Source organism: Streptomyces sp. NPDC052020 (assembly GCF_040680575.1).
Taxonomy (GTDB): Bacteria; Actinomycetota; Actinomycetes; order Streptomycetales; family Streptomycetaceae; genus Streptomyces.
The window spans coordinates 11,056-28,415 of sequence record NZ_JBFAWY010000037.1 but is presented as its reverse complement, the minus strand read 5'-3'; the positions used below and the strand labels follow the sequence as shown (position 1 = coordinate 28,415).

The 17,360-nt window shown below is 73.1% G+C and carries 12 protein-coding genes and 3 pseudogenes; 9 read left to right on the top strand and 6 right to left on the bottom strand.

What is annotated here, in order from left to right; translation table 11 throughout:
• Positions 1 to 37: 37 nt before the first annotated feature.
• The 4 genes and pseudogenes from AB0L74_RS28660 to AB0L74_RS28645 form a co-directional block, all read right to left on the bottom strand.
• Positions 38 to 451 (bottom strand): annotated as a pseudogene (locus tag AB0L74_RS28660) (helix-turn-helix domain-containing protein); the annotation flags it as partial.
• Between the two features lie 132 nt (positions 452 to 583).
• Positions 584 to 904 carry a hypothetical protein gene (locus AB0L74_RS28655; protein ID WP_365658472.1) on the bottom strand — a complete coding sequence of 107 codons (321 nt, stop codon included), beginning with the start codon at positions 902 to 904 and terminating at the stop codon, positions 584 to 586.
• Between the two features lie 454 nt (positions 905 to 1,358).
• The gene (locus AB0L74_RS28650) at positions 1,359 to 1,613 is read right to left on the bottom strand and encodes a GNAT family protein (RefSeq protein ID WP_365658469.1); all 255 of its coding nucleotides are present in this window, start codon (positions 1,611 to 1,613) and stop codon (positions 1,359 to 1,361) included.
• Positions 1,614 to 1,622: 9 nt separating this feature from the next.
• Complete coding sequence (locus tag AB0L74_RS28645) at positions 1,623 to 1,994, bottom strand: beta/gamma crystallin domain-containing protein (protein ID WP_365658466.1); 372 nt, start codon at positions 1,992 to 1,994, stop codon at positions 1,623 to 1,625.
• A 1,330-nt stretch (positions 1,995 to 3,324) separates the two neighbouring features.
• Here AB0L74_RS28645 and AB0L74_RS28640 point away from each other — a divergent pair.
• The 4 genes from AB0L74_RS28640 to AB0L74_RS28625 all read left to right on the top strand — a co-directional run bounded on the left by AB0L74_RS28640 (position 3,325) and on the right by AB0L74_RS28625 (position 7,679).
• Positions 3,325 to 4,440, top strand: a complete 1,116-nt coding sequence (locus AB0L74_RS28640; RefSeq protein ID WP_365658463.1) for a bifunctional DNA primase/polymerase — start codon at positions 3,325 to 3,327, stop codon at positions 4,438 to 4,440.
• Complete coding sequence (locus tag AB0L74_RS28635; protein WP_365658460.1) at positions 4,437 to 5,966, top strand: phage/plasmid primase, P4 family; 1,530 nt, start codon at positions 4,437 to 4,439, stop codon at positions 5,964 to 5,966. Before AB0L74_RS28640 ends, AB0L74_RS28635 begins: the two co-directional genes overlap by 4 nt.
• Positions 5,963 to 6,358, top strand: a complete 396-nt coding sequence (locus tag AB0L74_RS28630; protein WP_365658457.1) for a DUF6009 family protein — start codon at positions 5,963 to 5,965, stop codon at positions 6,356 to 6,358. The genes AB0L74_RS28635 and AB0L74_RS28630 overlap by 4 nt, the downstream gene beginning before the upstream one ends.
• A gap of 397 nt (positions 6,359 to 6,755) precedes the next feature.
• On the top strand, positions 6,756 to 7,679 hold the full coding sequence (locus tag AB0L74_RS28625) for an endonuclease/exonuclease/phosphatase family protein (RefSeq protein WP_365658569.1): 924 nt from the start codon (positions 6,756 to 6,758) through the stop codon (positions 7,677 to 7,679).
• Between the two features lie 358 nt (positions 7,680 to 8,037).
• On the opposite strand, the pseudogene AB0L74_RS28620 reads toward AB0L74_RS28625, so the two are convergent.
• Both AB0L74_RS28620 and AB0L74_RS28615 read right to left on the bottom strand, forming a co-directional pair.
• Positions 8,038 to 8,391: pseudogene (locus AB0L74_RS28620) on the bottom strand (hypothetical protein); the annotation flags it as partial.
• 496 nt (positions 8,392 to 8,887) lie between these two features.
• Positions 8,888 to 9,718: a glycoside hydrolase domain-containing protein gene (locus tag AB0L74_RS28615; RefSeq protein WP_365658454.1), complete on the bottom strand. Its 831-nt coding sequence runs from the start codon at positions 9,716 to 9,718 to the stop codon at positions 8,888 to 8,890.
• A 363-nt stretch (positions 9,719 to 10,081) separates the two neighbouring features.
• Here AB0L74_RS28615 and AB0L74_RS28610 point away from each other — a divergent pair, with 363 nt between their 5' ends.
• The 5 genes and pseudogenes from AB0L74_RS28610 (at position 10,082) to AB0L74_RS28590 (ending at position 17,230) form a co-directional block, all read left to right on the top strand.
• Positions 10,082 to 10,477, top strand: a complete 396-nt coding sequence (locus AB0L74_RS28610; protein WP_365658451.1) for a hypothetical protein — start codon at positions 10,082 to 10,084, stop codon at positions 10,475 to 10,477.
• A pseudogene (locus tag AB0L74_RS28605) lies at positions 10,478 to 11,117 on the top strand (alpha/beta hydrolase); the annotation flags it as partial.
• A gap of 222 nt (positions 11,118 to 11,339) precedes the next feature.
• Positions 11,340 to 12,326, top strand: coding sequence for a hypothetical protein (locus AB0L74_RS28600; protein ID WP_365658448.1), 987 nt, complete (start codon positions 11,340 to 11,342; stop codon positions 12,324 to 12,326).
• Positions 12,327 to 12,392: 66 nt separating this feature from the next.
• Complete coding sequence (locus AB0L74_RS28595; RefSeq protein WP_365658445.1) at positions 12,393 to 14,294, top strand: HSP90 family protein; 1,902 nt, start codon at positions 12,393 to 12,395, stop codon at positions 14,292 to 14,294.
• A gap of 2 nt (positions 14,295 to 14,296) precedes the next feature.
• Positions 14,297 to 17,230, top strand: a complete 2,934-nt coding sequence (locus AB0L74_RS28590; protein ID WP_365658442.1) for a hypothetical protein — start codon at positions 14,297 to 14,299, stop codon at positions 17,228 to 17,230.
• The last annotated feature ends 130 nt before the right edge of the window (positions 17,231 to 17,360 follow it).

Below are 17,360 nucleotides of genomic sequence, written 5' to 3'. Positions count from 1 at the left end.
GGCGTTGGCGTTGCGCCGGCCAGCCCAGCATGAGCCTGGGGGATTCCTTCCATGTCCTGGCGCGCTGGAAGGTGACACCGCGACGGGCGAGCAGGCCCCGTAACGCCTCACGGCCGGTGCGGATCACCCGGCCGTGGACTTTCCGCCGGTAGGCAACGAGCTTGCGCTACGACCAGCGGGCGAGAGGCCGGCCCGGCTTGGTGGCGGGTGGAGGCCGTCTGGACGGCGAAGTCCTCGTCGTCACGGCTGAGCAGGCGGGGACGGTCTCCCGCCCACCGAGGGTCCAGGCAGGCGAGGCCGATCTCGTTGAACCGGTGAATAACGTCCCGGACTGTCTCCTCGTCGGCCTGCACCGACTGGGCGATCACCGGCGCCTGTTCCCGCCGGCCGAGGCCAGCAACATCATCGCGCGCCGGTAGCGCACCGAGGTGGTGCTGCCCCGGCGCACGATCTGCTACAGCCTCTGCCCTTCGGGGTCGGTCAGTCTGCGCACACGGACGGGCTCGGCCACCGCGCCTCCAGTGGTCAGATCGGACGTCACCCCGCATCCACCGCCACAACCGGCCAACCCGACCCGGCGAACCTATGCGGTCACAGCACTAGATGAGGTGACCGCGGCGCGGAGGGTGTGCGGATTGCCGACGGGGGCGAGCAGCGCGGCGACCCGCCGGTGCTGGTAGTGGCGTTTCACGAGGCCTACCGGGCTGTCGAGGTCGGTGCCTTCGGTGCCTTCGGTGACGCGGGACAGGCGGGGGCCGGGGCGCGTGGCGAGCAGGGCGCGGGCTCTGGCCAGATGCGGGGGAGTGGCGCTGAGCCGGGCCAGATCCTCGGCCGCGGTGATGGTCGTGTCGCGATCGTCCTCGGGCTTGCGGGGCGGGCGAGCAGGCGGCCGCGGCGCACGCACGCGTCGGCGACCGCGCGGCGCACGCACGCGTCGGCGACCGCGTGCAGATGCTCGGCCGCGTGCAGATGCTCGGCCGCGTGCAGATGCTCGGCCGCGTGCAGATGCTCGGCCGCGATTCCCATCAGGCCGGGGTTGCCGCGGACCCGTTCGCGATGCGGTGGAGCGGTGGCGGGCCGTCACGCTCGTCTCGGACACGCCGGCCATCTCCGGCAGACGGCGGGGGAGGGGCGCAGGGCGGATCTCTCTGTAGCGGATCAGGGGTGGGCTTCATCCGCGCGCCTGGCAACGCGCCGCCCGGCCCTGAGGCACGACGAGAACCCGCCCGGGCGTCAGGGACCGGGCGGAGGCGGTCACGCGCGGCCGGGCTCCGGCCCTTCGGCTGTGTCCGGCCGCGCGGTATCTCCTCGTATCACCGCGTACCGCCACTGCCCGTCGCGGAACTCCATGGCACGCATCACGCCTTCGCGGGTGAACCCGGCCTTCTCCAGGGATCGTTGCTCGGCGACGTTGCCCCAGTCTCGGTGTCCGCTTCGAGCCGTACGACGGGAGAGTGCGCGAACAGGTAGTCGACGAGGAGGCGCTGCGCGGCGGTGCCGATGCCCCGGCCGCGCGCCTCGGGCCGCGGTTGCGCGCCGACGTTCCAGTACGGGGTGCGCCCCGCGCTGGTCCGGCGCCAGGCGATGATTCCGAGCGCGCCGCCGCTGAACATGCCGGCAGCTCAGAAGATCTGAATAGATGTGATGTTCGGTGGCTGGTTGGGGTAGGTCACGATGTTCCAGCGACTGATCCTGACGGTAGCGCCGTTGGCGTCGTTCATCTGGATGTCGTTGTTCCCAGTGGAGATCTTGTCCACCCAGGCGCCAGCTCCGAGTCCCATGGTTCCCGCGTTGGCGGCGCAGAATTCGAAGGGCCCGGAAGGGCCGACAATGAGCGGACGACTATAATGGCCCCATATGTGCAATAAGTCGTCACTAGTGCAAGGTGTCTGATTCATGGCGGGCGCGGCATTCGCCGGAGTTGCAACGCTGAAGCCTGCGGCCAGTAACGCTACGGCGAACAGACTCCGGGCGGTCTTCCTGATGGTGGGCACGATGCGATATCTCCTTGAGAGGTGGGGCCACGCTGCGTGAGCCGGGGTTGCTTCCCAACGATGAGGCAACTGCCCGGTCGGGCGTGACAGTCGGCCCTTCTGCGTTTCAAGCCTGGCGCAGCGCTGTGTCGGCCAGGAACGGCGTGCGGGGTTTGTTGCCTTCCCGTTACACGGACCGGTTCTGCCGCGGCTGCCACACCTACGGCCTACCGCACGCCGTCGGCGAGTGCGTCGGCTGCCGGCGGCAGGTCCCCGTCGATGACAAGCACAGATACTGTCGCCTCTGCCGGGCTCAGGCGACCTGGGCGAGCAAGGCGAGCGGCAGGGCGTCCGTGATCGAGCCGTAGCTGCGACAGGTGACCTGCCAGCAGCCGTTCTTCGCGAACCTCCAACGGCCCAAGAACGGCGGGCCCAGGGTCGGCAAGGCGGGCGGCGCGTCCGGAAGACGCCGCCGCTTCCCGAACCGCATCGCGTGCTCACGACGTCCACGCGACTGACGCTGTTCACTGCCACTCGGGACTTCCGCCGGTCCGACCGGGAACTCCACGCCGACCTGGCCAGAACCTGGCTGGTCCGGGCCCGGCAGGCCGCTCGGGTCCTGGGAGAAGCCCGCGGCTGGAGCCGCTGGATCACCAGCGACGTGAACCGAGCCCTGGTCATCGTCCTGTCCGGCCCCCGGGCATCCATCGCGCCGTCGAAGCCTGGGTTCGCACTCTCCTTGACGGTGGTCCACGGCCCGAGCCCCGGTCCCGGCACACGGCTTGGGCCTACCTGGGTGAGGTCCAGCCGGTGCCGCCGGAGTGGTCCAGCCGCTACGGCCACCTGCGAGAGGCGGTGTGCGCGGGGGAGTGCGGGCCGGTCGGTCGCTTCAGTCGCTTGGGTGGCCCCGGTGGGGTGCTGGGGCGGCGTGCTGGGAGGGAGCAGCGACCGAGATCCAGCGACTGAAGACCCGTTGAGTCGCTCTCGGCAGAACAAAAAAGCACAGGTCAGAGGCGGTTTGTCGCGCGGTCAGCGACTGAAGCGACCGAAGCTTCGGATATATGAGGCCATTCGTGCGCGTGCGTGTGCGTCATATATAGAAGCCTTCAGTCGCTTCAGTCGCTGTCTGGGTCTCTGCTGGTGCGCTGACCTGCGCTGATGTCCGGACGCAGCAAGCAGCGACTGAAGGGCGTTCAGTCGCTGCCCGCGCGTTCAGTCGCTGCGCTTCTCCCCTGGTCACCTGATCGACGCGGTGTGACGCCTGTTCCGCATGTGCTCCGCGGCTCGGCGGTAACTGTTCGCTAGGCTGTGTCCATCGTTGAGTCGCTTCAGTCGCTGATAGGGGGTGCACATGCCTGCTGACCTGCGCTTTTCTGGCAGCGACTCACGGCATCCGGCCCCGGCGTCTTCAGTCGCTGAGTCCGCCCTGCCGATCGCCCGCTGGTGCGCCCGCCAGGGCTGGCCCGTCCACCCGCTCGCTGCGGGCCGCAAGACACCGGCCGCGAACTGCGGCGACTGCCGCACCCGCCCGCACCCGCCCGCCGACTGCCCCTGTCTGCCGGCCGGCCGCTGGTGCCACGGCTTCCATGCCGCCACCCTCGACCAAGACCGCATCCAGCAGTGGTGGGGCACCCACCCGCAGTTCGGCATCGGCGTCTCCTGCGGCCCGGCCGGGCTGGTCGTCATCGACATCGACGCCCACGACGCCGAGCCTCCCGCCCGCGACCGGATCCTGCCCGGCATCCCGATCGGTGACGACGTCGACCTCACCGGCCTGGCCAACGGGTTCCACACCCTGGCCGTCCTGGCCGCGCTGCGCGGCCGGCCCAGCCCCGCGGACGACGAGACCACCCTGCGGGTCCGAACCCCCTCCGGGGGACGGCACGTCTGGTACCGGGTCACCGACGGCCGCCGCTGGCTGTCCTCCGTCGGTTCCGGCACCGGCCGTGCCCTGGCCTGGCAGGTCGACATCCGGGCCCACGGCAGTTACATCATCGCTCCCGGCACCACCACCCACAGCGGCACTTACACCCCTCTCGGCGAAACCCGCCGGCCCGCCCCCCTGCCCATGTGGCTCGCCCAGGAACTCGAGCGGACCGGCCACCTCCCCGCCCGGACCGTCCCGGCCCCGCGGCCGGTCCCGCCCCGCGCCCAGCAGGCCGTCCTCGCCGCCGGCGGCGGCCGTGACCGCACTGAGCATATGCTCGCGGCCGTCCTGGCGCCCGTGGAGGCATGCGGCCGGCTCGCCGAGGGCGCCGGCTTCTCCGACGCGCTCAACCGCGCCGCCTACACCCTCGGCGGGCTCGTCGCCGCAGGCCGCCTGCCCCAGGCAGAGGCCGAGCAGGCACTCAAGGAAGCCGCGGCCGCCGCCCGTCCGGGCCAGGACCGCCGGGCCGCGCAGATCATCCGAAGCGGACTCGCCGCCGGCCTCAAGCACCCCCTCTACGCGAGCGGGAGGCGCCCGTGACCTCGTCCTCCGCCGAACCCGGCACCCTGTTCGAGTTCGACCCCGAAGCCGTCGCCGCGCAGATCCGCGCGCAGGGCGGCTCCGTATCGTTGCCCCCGCAGGCGCCCCCCGAGCGGACCACGACCGGCGAGGCCACCGCGAACGGCCTGCTGCCCGACACCCTCACCGACCGCGGCAACGCCAAGCTGTTCGTCAAGCTCTACGCCAACGACTACCGGCACGTGCCCGGCATCGGCTGGTACCGGTGGGACGCCACCCGCTGGCAGCTCGACGAGGACGACACCGTGCTGTGGGCGGCCGGCGACCTCGCCGAGAACATCGCCACCCACGACCCCCGCGGCGTGTTCACCACCAGCGCCCTGCACAAACACCGCCGCCGCGCCCTGTCCACCACCGGCATCAACGCCATGCTCACCCAGGCCAAGTCCGCCCCCGGCATGGTCCTCAACGCCGCCCGCCTGGACGCGGACCCCTACGCCCTGTGCACCCCGGACGGCATCGTCGACCTGCGCACCGGACTGGCCCGGACCCCCGACCCGAACAAGGACTTCCACTCCCGCTCCACCACCGTCGGCCCCAAGCCCACGTCCACCCCCCGCTGGGAACGCTTCCTCACCGACACCTTCGGCGACGACGCCGGAGGACGGGAGATGATCTCCTACCTGCAACTGCTGCTCGGCTACTCCATCACCGGCGACGTCGGCGGCCAGGTCCTGCCCTTCCTGTTCGGCTCCGGCAAGAACGGCAAGTCCGTCCTGCTCGACGTGCTGATGAAACTGCTCGGCGACTACGCCGACGCGGCGCCGCCCGGCTTCCTCATGGCCAAGCCGTACGAGGGCCACCCCACCGACCTCGCCGAGCTCCACGGCCGCCGCGTCATCGTCTGCTCCGAGGTCAAACCCGGCGACAAGTTCGACGAGGCCCGCGTCAAACTGCTCACCGGCGGCGACCGCATCAAGGCCCGCCGCATGCGGCAGGACTTCTTCAGCTTCACACCCACCCACAAGCTGTGGCTGCTGGGCAACCACCGCCCCGAAGTCGGGACCGGCGGCTTCGCGTTCTGGCGCCGCATGCGCCTGCTCCCGTTCGAGCGTGTCGTCCCCGACCACCTCAAGATCGACAACCTGGCGGACATCCTCGTCACCGAAGAGGGCCCCGGCATCCTCGGCTGGCTCATCGACGGCGCCCGCCGCTACCTCGGCGGCGACCGCGACCTCACCGGCCCCGAACGCGTCCGCATCGCCACCACCGCCTACGCGGAAACCGAGGACCACACCGGCCGCTTCTACGAAGAGTGCTGCCGCCTCGCCCCGGAACTGCGTGCCGAGCAGACCACCCTCTACGCCGCCTACAAGGCCTGGTGCCAGAATGAGGGAGCTCCGGCCATGTCCTCACGCGCGTTCGCCGCCCGTACCCGGGAACTCGTCGGACTGGCCTCGCCGAAGGAGATGATCCTGTCCAACCAGCGCAAGCACTACCCGGGCATCGGACTGCTCACCGACGAGGAAGGGGAGGCCGGCCGATGAGCTCCCTGATCACCGAGGACGAGATCAGCCACGAGACCGAGCTCGTGTGGCTGGAGGACATCACCGCCCTGGACTACGTCCGCCAGAGCCTGGACCGGCTGCCCACGCGGAAGGGGCGGCCCGCCTACCACCGCGACGGTCGCATGGTCGGCTACGCCGTTCTCGGCCCGACCGCCAAGCCTTCGCGTGCCTCGGGTACCTTCCGTCGCCGCGTCTTCTGGCTGCTGCCCCACGATCGCGACAGCCAGCCCGACGGCCTGTACACCAAGAGCGCACCCGCCGAAGCCGTCGACCCCCGGACCCTTCAGCCCCGCGCCAAGGGGTCCAAGACCGAGCGTTCCGAAGGCGGCCCGCTGTCTCCGGCGATACACGGGCACCGAACCTCGGCATGAGACAGGCGGGCCGGCCGCGGTGCCCGGCCACGCGGTGACAGCCGAGGGAGAGCGTGAGACGGCGGTGGCACGGTGGCCACCGTCGACCGACCGGCGTCGCCGACATCGCCCCCGCACACTGGCCGGGGCGGCGCTACGGCCCTCGCCGAAGGCAGCCGGTGCCACCGCGCCGCCCGCTGGGCGGGGGCGATGACACCCGCGCGCTGATGGCACAGCGGAAACCGATCCACCCGGCGATGCGTCCTGGACGACGAGCCGAGCGGATGGGGACCAGGTGGACCGGGCGGACAGCGGCGTGACGCCGACGGGAGAGGCAGCGGCGCCCCGGCGGGCGCGACGCCGGGCCGGGCAGCGGGCTCCGGGCGGGGGCGGGGAGGGGGACGCCGGAGGCCGGTGGATCCGGACGCGGGGGCGGGTGCCCGCCGCGCTCGCCGTGCTGACGGCCGGGCTGCTGGCGTTCCACCAGGCGGTGCCCGGCTCTCCGGGCCGCCTCGGCAGTCTGCTGGAAACGTTTCTGCCGTGGCTTGGCCTGGTGGTCCCGGCACTGCTCGGTCCGGCCCTGCTGCGCCGTTCGACCACCGCCCTGGTGGCCCTGCTCCTGCCGGTGGCGGCCTGGACGTACCTCTTCGGCGGGCTGCTCCTGCCCGCGCCGAAGCCCGGCCCGCACGACCTGCTCGTGGTGCAGCACAACGTCAGCGACGAGAACACCGACCCGGAGGGCACGGCCCGCGCCCTGGCCGCCGCCGGGCCCGATGTCGTCGCGGTGCAGGAGCTGGTGCCGGCGGCGCTGCCGGTCTACGACAAGACGCTCGCCCCCGACTACCCGTACCACGCGGTCGGGGGCACCGTCGGACTGTGGTCGAGGTACCCGCTCACCGGTGTCCGGCCGCTGGACATCAAGCCGCAGGGAATCGCGGGGCCCTGGAGGCGCGGACTGCGGACCGTGGTCCACACGCCGCACGGCGAGATCGCGGCGTACGTCGCGCACCTGCCCTCGGTCCGCATCCGGGCGAGCGGGTTCGCTTCCTCCTGGCGGGACCAGAGTGCCGGCCTGCTGGGCAGGGCCCTCGCCGCCGAGCAGCTGAAAACCGTGATCTTGCTGGGCGACCTCAACGGCACGGTCCACGACCGCGGACTGGCCCCGCTGACCTCACGGATGAACGTGGCGCGGCGGGGCTTCGCCTTCAGCTTCCCCGCCACCCTTCCGCTGGCCCGGATCGACCAGGTCATGGCCCGCTCAGCGACGGTCACCCACATCCGCACCCTGCCCGCCACCGGCAGCGACCATCTGCCGGTCGCCGCCCGCATCAGACTGCGATGAGAAGTGATCCCACCGAACCCGACAGATCGCGGACGATTACGTACGTGATCAGACCGGCGACACCGGAGGGCAGCCCCGTCCGGGTCTTGCCGGCGTCCCGGCGGCGGTCACCGCGCTGTCGGAGGACGGCGAGAGCTCCGGGACGGAGCGGATCGCCGCGGGCCCGAAGGCGGTCCACCGCCCGTAGCGGACCGCGGCCACCGCGAACGGCCGCCCGAAGGTGCGCGGGATCGCCGGTCAGCTCACCGTGCCTCGGGGAGGAGGACGATGCCGTCGTCGGCGGCGTGCAGGATGTCGCGGGGCGGAAGGTGACGCCGCCGAAGGTGATGGGGACGTCGACGGCTCCGGTGCCGTTCTTCGCGCTCTTGCGGGGGATCGTGCCCAGCGCCTTGATACCGAGCCGGAGTTCCGCGAGCGCCGCGCGGTCGCGGACGGCGCCGTGCAGGACGAGACCGGCCCAGCCGTTGTCCTGGGCCGCGCCCCCGATGAGGTCGCCGACGAGAGCGGTGCGCAGGGAACCGCCTCCGTCGACGACGAGGACATGGCCCTTGCCGGGGGTGCGCAGCAGGCGCGGAGCAGGCCGTTGTCCTCGTGGCAGGGAACCAGCGGTTCCAGGGCGCTGTCGCCGGGGCGTGACAGGGGAGGAGGGGCAGGGTGCCGACGCGCATGGCGTAGTAAGCGGTGAGCGGGGGAGGATGTCGGCCGGATTCACGTCGGCCAGGCAGGAGACCGCGGCGGCGTGCGTGGAGTGCAGTGCCCGGCCGCGTGCGCGCGCGGCCGGGCCCGGTAGAAGACGGCGTGCAGGAACGCCTCCTTCGTGGGCCGGGGGCCGTCCAGGTGGGTGCCGTGCAGGTCGGCGCGGGAGCCGGGCCCGGCCCCGGACCACGCGGAGGCGCCCGAGAGAGGGGTGCGCGGGCCTCCGCGGCCGGGTGCCAGGGGTTGTCTGTGCCCGGCGAGTGGGAGAGGCGGCGGCCGTCGATCCGTCCCGTTCGACGGCCGTGACGCCGGCGTACTGCGATCAGCGCCCCGACAGCCCCCTCGCACAGTCGGAACGGCGCCGGCGGCGACCCGCCGGCACCTCGCGGTCACCGTACCGGCGCCGCCGCCCCCACCCTGCGGATACGTCGGCGCGGGCGGCACCCCCCGCCGGGACCGCTCCCCGGCCTTTTCCGGGTCCAGCCGCCCCCGCGGTGCCTCAAGACCGCCGGTCAGCCGATGATGGCGACCGGGGCGTCCCAGGCGTTGCGGTCGACGGTGATGGTGTGACCGCCGCGGGTCTCCTTGCTGTTGGCCTTGTACTGGTGGCCGCGGCTGTGGTTGGTGTACAGCTTCGGGTCCCAGGGCCAGTCCCTGGTGGTGGTCTCCTGGCCGTTCCACAGGGCGTACCAGAGGTTGCCCGGCAGGTTGGTGCGGTCCTTGGCGGTGGCGATCGCCTTGGCACTGGAGCTGCTGAAGCCGTACAGGCCGGCGCGGTAGGTCTTGGCGCGCAGGGTCTTGGTGAAGGACCGCACGTAGGTGAGGGTGGCGTTGTTGCACGCCTTGTCGGTGATGTCGTACGACTCCATGTTGAGGTAGATGGGGCTGCCGGCCTTCATGCCGAGCGCCGAGGCCTTGGCGATCGCGTCGTTGGCGTTGCTCACCCCGACCGAGGCCGCGGTGGCCGCGGTGAACCTCTCCTTGTTCCTGCTCTTCTGGCAGGGCGGCTGGGCGCCGACGTACAGGGGGATGACCCGCCAGCCGAGCGTGCTGACCGACTTCACCCAGGACTTGGTCAGGTTGGGCTGGGCGCAGCCGCGGTTCTTGCCACCGACGTAGACCGCGACGCCGCCGTAGTAGGCGTCCTTCTTCCACGCCTTCATCGCGGTGAGCGAGGGCGCCGTGCAGGCGTCGAACGCCCGGCCCGTGTAGGTCTTCTGCGCCGGCCACGCCGGGGCGGCCATCGAGGTCTGCGCCGCGATCCCGGCGCCGGCCACCACGACGACACCCGTCGCGGCCACGGCGATGTAACGGTTCTTCCTGGACAATCGGTGCTTGGGCATTCCCCACCCCATACGCCATATCAGATCGCCTCCGGTACTCCGGAGCCCGCCTACCCTACCCAGAGACGTGGGGACCGCGGCGACCGGCCGGACCGGCCTCGCAGGGGCCCCCACCGGCCGCCGGGGCGCGGCGCCCGGTTCGCCGTCGCGCCGCCCGCCGAACAGCGTCACGACCGCGTCCCGCGCCACTCGCGACGCGGTCGGCCCGCACCGCGGCAGACCCTGGACCCACCCGATCGCCTGCCGGATACTGGCCCGAGTCGTTCGTTCGCGGAGCCTGTCAAGGCTGAGCCGGGGGGTCTCATGAGTTGGCGGCACGAAACGCTGAAGTATCTGAGGGGGATGCTGGAAGGCTGCCGATCGGTGATCGCAGCGCAGGACGCCAACGTGACGGGTATGGAACTCCTCGGCGTCCAGGAGTGGACGGTGCCGTGGGGAATGGACGACGGCACCGTCGTGGTCCGGCTGACCATCATCCGGGACCCTGAATCCGCGGGCTGCAGAAGGCCGGTCCGGGGGCGGGTGGTGGTAGCGGCCGGAGCCAGGGGCTTCGAAAGGACCGGCGCCGAGGTGGGGCTGCCTCGGTTCACCGACGATCTCTCCCAGGCTCGCGGGTTCGCGGACCTCGACGAGCGGGACCGGTCGCTGACGAAGAGTCTCACCCTTGAGCTGGTGGAGGGCGTCGACGGGGAAGTGACCTCCATTCGCGAGGAAGCGGGGGGTGCGCTGAGCTTCGGGGTCCTTCTGGCCGACCGCTGATGGACGCCCGCGTTCGCGTCCGTACCGGCGCCGCTGGTCCTGCTCGGCCACCCCGGCGGACTGCGCAAGATGTACCCCCGGCTGGTGGCCCGGGCCCGGCACTTCGCGGAGGGCTTCGCCACGGCCACCGTCGAGCTCCCCGGAAGCGGTGACCGGCCTCGTTGGGCCGCCGTCGAGCGGGCCCGCGCCGACCTGCGCCGGGCACTTGAGGCCGGCGAGCCGGTCGACGGGGAGACGACCGTGGACCGGCTTGTCCTCCCGCTGGTCGACAAGGCGGTCCCGGAATGTCGGACCGCCCTGGACGCCCTCCTGGCGCTGCCCGGGATCGGCGGTCCGGTCGGTTACCCGGGGGGAGTGATCTCCATCGGGATCCGGCTGGCGGCGGTCGATCCGCGTACTCGGCCGCCGTTCTGTTCGCCGGGAGTTACGTGCCCCGCGCCATGGTCGACGAGGCCCGGCGGGTCACCATTGCGCTGCACGTCCTGTTGCGGTGACGACGAAGGGAACGGCCGGCAGGCGGCCTGGACCTGTTCGACGCCTTCGGCTCCAAGGAGAAGACACCGCACGCCAATCCGGGCGGGCACACCGGCGTCCCGCGGTTCGCGGGGGACGCCAGTTCCTCGCCCGGCACCTGAGGTGAGGCCCTACCGTCAGGCCGCCCACAACCGGTAAGCCGGGTGGGCCGGGGCCGCCGGCGCCACCCTCCCGGCTGCCGAAGCCGACGAACCGGGAGGGAGGGGAGGGACGGGAGGAGGAGTCGGCACCGGCCTGTAAAGCCCTGATGGAAACTTTGTGGAAGTGGTGTCGGCGAGGCCCCTTATGCTGCACCGAACGATCAAGCGGGACCAGGGGAGGGCGCGACATGTTCGGCAAGCTGTTCGGCAAGGGTGCGGGGAGACCGGTGGCGGATCCGCATGCCCTTCCCGTCCCGCGCAGACAGAAGAACGGGACGTACACGCTGCGCGCGCTCGGGGACGCGCGGGTGCTCGCGCTGGTGGAGGCGGCCGACGCGGGTGACTGGACGGCGGTCAAGGCGGCACTGGCCCCCTTCGATCTCGGCCGCGACCACCACGTCCTCGGTGAGCTCGCCGACCTGGACGGTGTGCAGGACTGGATCGGCCGGGCCGTCGAGGAGGACAAGGAGCACCGGGCGACGGCCCTGCTGATATCCGGGGCGCGCCACGTCAGCTGGGGCTGGGAGGCGCGCACCGCCGAGCGTGCCGTGAACGTCACGCAGGACCAGTGGCGAATCTTCCACGAGCGGCTCCACATCGCCGAGGAGCATCTGCTCCAGGCCGCCGAGCTGCGGCCGGAGTGGGTCACGCCGTGGCGCCGCCTCCTCACCTCCGGGCGCGGCATGTCGCTGGGCCCCGCCGTCAACGAGACCCGGCTCGAGGCCGCCCTGCGCCGCGACCCGCTGGACCTGGAGACCCACGTCGAGTGGGTGTCGCAGTTGCAGCCCCGCTGGGGCGGCGAGTCAGGCCAGGCCCTGGCATTCGCCCGCGACGCGTTCGCCCGCGCCCCGCGGGGGCACCGCCTCGGATGCGTGATCGCCATGGCGCACATCGAGGACTGGGTCGAGTCGGACCATGGGGACTGCCTCCAAACCGACGACATCCGGGCCGAGCTGCGGGCGGCCGCCGACCACAGCGTCCTCCACCCCGCCTACGTGCGCCGCCCGGGCTGGCAGCACGACTTCAACATGTTCGCCATGGCCCTGTCGCTGGCCGGTGAGCGCCACACGGTCCGGCGCGTCTTCCAGGCACTCGACGGCGCCTACACCGGCTGGCCCTGGACCTACTTCGCGGAGCCCGAGCAGCAGTTCGCCCGCCGCCACCGCCGCGCCTGAGCGCACGTCGCTCCCGGTCCAGCCACCGCCCGTCCCCCCCCCGCCCCTCCCACCCCGGACTGCCCGATGACTCTGCCCGACACCGCCGCGAGCCAGGCCGGCGCCGACCGCACCTTCCAGGTGGATCTGCGCGGCCTCGTCGACCTCCTCTCCCACCACCTCTACTCCAGCCCCCGCGTCTACCTGCGCGAACTGATGCAGAACGCGGTCGACGCACTGACCGCCCGGCACGGCCTCGACCCGGCCGCCCCCGCCGGCGCCTTGGGAATCCGCCTGTACGCCGACGGCTCGGTGGTGCGCGTCGAGGACGACGGCGTCGGTCTCACCGAGGCCGACGTGCACACCTTCCTCGCCACGATCGGCCGCAGCAGCAAGCGCGCCGTGGGGGCCTCCCCGGACGAGCCCATCCCGGGCTGGGGGAACATCGCCGAGCGAGGCGGGGACTTCATCGGCCAGTTCGGCATCGGCCTGCTCTCCTGCTTCCTGGTCGCGGACGAGATCCACGTCCTGAGCCGCTCCGCCCGCACCCCCGACGCCCCCGCCGTGGAGTGGCGGGGACGCGGCGACGGCAGCTACACCGTCCGCACCCTGCCCTCCTCCGCACGCCCCCGGCCCGGCACCACCGTCACGCTGACGCCACGGGCCGACGCGGGCGAGTGGACCCGTCCGGCCCAGGTGCACGCGCTGGCCCGGCACTTCGGCTCCCTGCTGCGCCACCCGGTGACCTTCGACGACGGCACGGGCGGCCCGGGTGGTCCGGGCGGCCCGGGGGCGCCCGTCAACCCCGAGCCCGCGCCCTGGGCGCGTACGTACCCCACGCCGGGAGCCCGCTCCCGCGCGCTGGCCGCCTACGGCGAGGAGGTCTTCGGGTTCACGCCGCTGGACACCATCGAGCTGGACCTGCCCGCCGTGGGCCTGAAGGGCATCGCCTGCGTGCTGCCCGAGACGGTGCCGGCCGGGCGCCGCCATGGCCACCGTGTGCACGTCAAAGGCATGCTGCTGTCCGAGCAGGCCGAGGAGCTCCTGCCCGCATGGGCGTTCTTCGTCCGCTGCGTCGTCGACGCCGAGCACCTGCGCCCGACGGCGTCCCGCGAGTCCCTGTACGAGGACGACACGCTCGCCGCCGTCCGCGACGCCCTCGCCGACCGGCTGCGCGCGTGGATCGCCCGGACCGCCGCCAACGACCCGGACCTGCTCGCCCGCTTCCTGCAGACCCACCACCTGGCCGTGAAGTCGCTCGCGGTGCACGACGACGAGATCCTGCGGATGCTGCTGCCCTGGCTGCCGTTCGAGACCACCGACGGGCACACCACCCTCGACGAGTTCGCGCGCACCCACCGCACCCTGCTCGTGACGTCCAGCGTGGAGGAGTTCCGGCAGGTCGCGGCGATCGCCTCGGCCGCCGGGCTCGGCGTCGTCAACGGCGGCTACACCTACGACCGCGAACTGGTCCACCGGCTGCCGGAGATCCGGCCCGAGGCCGTCGTCGCCGACCTCGACCCGGCGACCCTCACCGCCCACCTCGACCCCGTCGACCGGGAGACGGAACTGGCCGCCGCGGCCTACCTCGCCCTGGCCCGCGACGCCCTCGCCGTCTTCGACTGCGACGTCGCGCTGCGCACCTTCCAGCCCGCCTCCGCCCCCGCCCTCCTCATCGACAGCCGCGAGGCCCGGCACGAGCGCACCCGCTCCCAGCTCGCCCGTGAGCAGCAAGGCGGCCTGTGGGGCGACATCCTCGGCGCCCTGCGCCAGGAGGCACCGCGGGCCCAGCTGATCCTCAACCAGCTCAACCCGCTGGTCCGCACCGCCGTCGCCATCGACGAGCCCGAACTGGCCCGCACCAGCGCCGAAGCCCTCTACGGGCAGGCCGCGCTGCTGTCCCGGCGCCCCCTCAGGCCCGCCGAATCAAGCCTCATCAACCGCTCCTTCCTCGACCTTCTCGCCCACGCCCTCCACAAGGACAGCTGACGATGCCGACCGCACCCCAGACGACCGACGAGCTGTACCAGGCGCTCCAGGAGAACGACCGGCGCCCTTACGGTCGCGCGCGCACCGTCACCGCCGAGGAACTCGTCGACGCGGCCGAGTCGTTCGCCGACCCCGTACCGCTGATCCACGCGCTCTTCGAACTCCAGGAGGCGTACACCTACGGTGCCGAACCCCGGAAGTCGCCCGTCGTCTTCGCCCGCCTGCTCACTCTCTTCGACGAGCGGCCCGACGCCTTCGACGAGCGCCTGCGCCACACGCTGTTCTGGCGGTTCAAGTGGGTGGCCGGCGCCCTGCGCGCGCTGCCCGAGATACCGCTGGCCGGCCTGCGCCAGTGGCTGACGGAGATGCGCGACCGGTACGAGAAGGCCGGCCTCGGCCTCCAGCCCTACTACGGGCAGGCCTACCTGCTCGCCGCCCACGTCGGCGAGGACACCGACCTCGCCTACGAGCTGTGGGCGGGCCGCACCCGCACCAGGCTCAGCGACTGCGAGGCGTGCGAGATCTGCGAGCGCGCCCTGTACCACCTCGCGGCGGGCGACGACGAGCGGGCCCTGCGCGTGTGGGAGCCCGTCCTGGCCGGAAAGGAATCCTGCCAGGAGGAACCGGCCCGCTCCGTCTCCCACGCGCTGCTGCCCCTGCTGCGCACCGGCCGCACCGACCGGGCCCGCGAACTGCACCTCGCCGGCTACCGCGGCTGCCGCCGCAACCCCTCGATGTCCAGGGAGGTCGGCCGGCACCTGGAGTTCTGCGCGCTCACCGGCAACGAGGCACGCGGTCTGGAACTGCTCGCCGAGAACCGCAGCCTGTTCGACGAGGTCGACTCGCCGCTGGACCTGCTCGGCTTCCTCACCGGCGTGGAGGTCCTCCTCCAGCGCGTCGAGCTCCTCGGCCATGGCGAACTGCCCGCCGCCGGCTACGCCGGCCGCACCTGGACGGTGGCCGGCCTGCGCGCCGAGGTGCGGGGCCGCGCCGACGACCTCGCCGCCCGCTTCGACGCCCGCAACGGCACCACGGCCCACGCCGACCGCCGCAGGGCCCGTCTCGACCAGGCCCCGCTCCTGGACGCGCTGGAACTGACCCTGCGCACCCGCACCCTCGACGACGCGGCCCCGGCCGCCCCCGCTGCCGCGCCCGCCGCCCGTACCGCCCCGGACGTCCCCGAGCCGCTCCCCGAACTCCTCCGCCGGGCCCGCGCACTGGACGAACAGGGGCATCCGGACGCACCGGCGTGCTGGGCCCGGTTGCGCACGCTCGTGACCGCCCGCGACTACAGCCACCCCGACGACCCGGCCGTGGGCCCGCTCGGACAGCTGCGCGCGGACCTCCTGGCCGACGAGGCGGGCCGGGCCGGCGAGAAGGACGAGTTCGCCGCCGCCGCGGACCTCTACGAGGAGGCCGCGGGCCTGTACGACGACGCCGGAAAGCCGGCGCACGCCGCTATCGCCCGCGCCGGCGCCCTGGTCGCCGCCGCCCAGGTGCCCGCGCGGGGCACCGGCGGAACCGAGGCGCGGGCCGCCGCGCTGACCGCCGCCCACGCGTCCCTGGTCCGCCTGCACGAGGAGACGCCCGGCCTCACTCCGTACCAGGAGGCCCGCCTGCTGCGGCTGCGGGCGACCGCGCTCGGCCTGCGCCTCCAGACGTCGGGGAGCGAGGAGCACGTCGCGCCCGTCCTCGCCGAGGTGGACCTGCTGCAGGCGTTCGCCACCCGGCACGACATCGTCGGGCAGATCTCCGGTGCCCGGCTGCTGCGGGCCGGCACGTACGCCCTCGCCGGCGACCTGCCCGCCGCGGTCACCGAGACCGACGCCCTCCTGGACCGGCTGAAGGAGCACGGCCCCGCCTGGCACCTGCCCCGCACGCTCGGACTGCGCGGCCGACTCCACCTCGGCCTCCAGGACGCGCGGGCCGCGCACGCGGACCTGACCGAAGGGCTGCGGCTGGCCGCCGACTGGCCCGCCGACACGGTCGGCACCGCCCGCCTCCACGGTGATCTGGCCGAGACCTGCATGCACCTGGGCCGCCCCGACGAGGCGCTGCGGCACCTGACCCGCAGTGCGGAGCTGGACCTCCGCCACGGCAGCCGGACGGACGCGTTCTGCGCCTACGGCAACGCGGCCCAGCTCAGCCTGGACCTGGGCCGCGTCGAGGACTGCATCGCGCTGCTGGACTCCCTGCTGTCCGAACCGGACGTCGCCGCCGCGCGGCTCGACGACCGGCTCGTCGCCCAGCTGCGTCTGACCCGCGCCCGAGCGCTGCACGCGGGGGAGGACCTCAAGGCCGCCACGGCGGAGTTCGCCGCCCTCGCTGCCGAGTCGGCCGGCTGGGACGACGACCCGGGCAGCCACGCCATGATCGCCGCGGAGACCGCCGTACTCCTCGGCGAGTCCGGCGAGTTCGGCCGGGCCCGCCAGGCAGCGGACCAGGCACTCTCCGCCCACGCCCGGGCCCCGCGCTACGAGCGGCTCAGCAACTGCCTGCGCGAACTCGCGCGCCTCCAGGCCCAGCGGCAGGGCCCGGACGGCCTCGCCGACGCCCTGACCTTCCTCGCCGACGCCGGACGGGTCGCCGACGAGGCCCGAGCGGCCGGATACCAGGCCCACGGCCGTTCCCTGGACACGGCCCTGGCCTACGAACACGGGCGGGTCAACGCCTACGCCGGTGCGTACGAGGACGCCCTGGCCGCCCTGGAGAAGGCGCTCGCCCTGCTCGGCGAGCCGGGACCGGAGCGGGGCCGCGCCGAGGAGTGGGCCGAGTGCGTCCGTCTCGCCGGTGCCGTGGAGGGCATCTACCTGGAGCGCCCCGTCCCCGCCCTGGCCCGCCTCGACGCGGCGGTCTCCCGCCTCACCGCCCTGGGCCACACGGCGGAGACCGAGCCGCTGACCTCGCTGGCGGCCCGGCTGCGCGACGAGGACTGACGCGGCGGGCGCGGTGCCGGGGCGACAGCCCGCCCCGGCACCGGTGTCCGGCGCCATGCGCCCGCAGCGCGTCGCCCGGGCCGGCGCGGCCGACCCGGCCACCGTGCCCAAGCGGTCCGGGCGACCGCCG

Bases quoted from the DNA above. Each gene is read 5' to 3' on its own strand.
- AB0L74_RS28590 (WP_365658442.1), top strand. From the start codon at position 14,297: ATGCCGACCGCACCCCAGACGACCGACGAGCTGTACCAGGCGCTCCAG.
- AB0L74_RS28630 (WP_365658457.1), top strand. From the start codon at position 5,963: ATGAGCTCCCTGATCACCGAGGACGAGATCAGCCACGAGACCGAGCTC.
- AB0L74_RS28650 (WP_365658469.1), bottom strand. From the start codon at position 1,613: ATGTTCAGCGGCGGCGCGCTCGGAATCATCGCCTGGCGCCGGACCAGC.
- AB0L74_RS28640 (WP_365658463.1), top strand. From the start codon at position 3,325: ATGCCTGCTGACCTGCGCTTTTCTGGCAGCGACTCACGGCATCCGGCC.
- AB0L74_RS28595 (WP_365658445.1), top strand. From the start codon at position 12,393: ATGACTCTGCCCGACACCGCCGCGAGCCAGGCCGGCGCCGACCGCACC.
- AB0L74_RS28615 (WP_365658454.1), bottom strand. From the start codon at position 9,718: ATGCCCAAGCACCGATTGTCCAGGAAGAACCGTTACATCGCCGTGGCC.
- AB0L74_RS28600 (WP_365658448.1), top strand. From the start codon at position 11,340: ATGTTCGGCAAGCTGTTCGGCAAGGGTGCGGGGAGACCGGTGGCGGAT.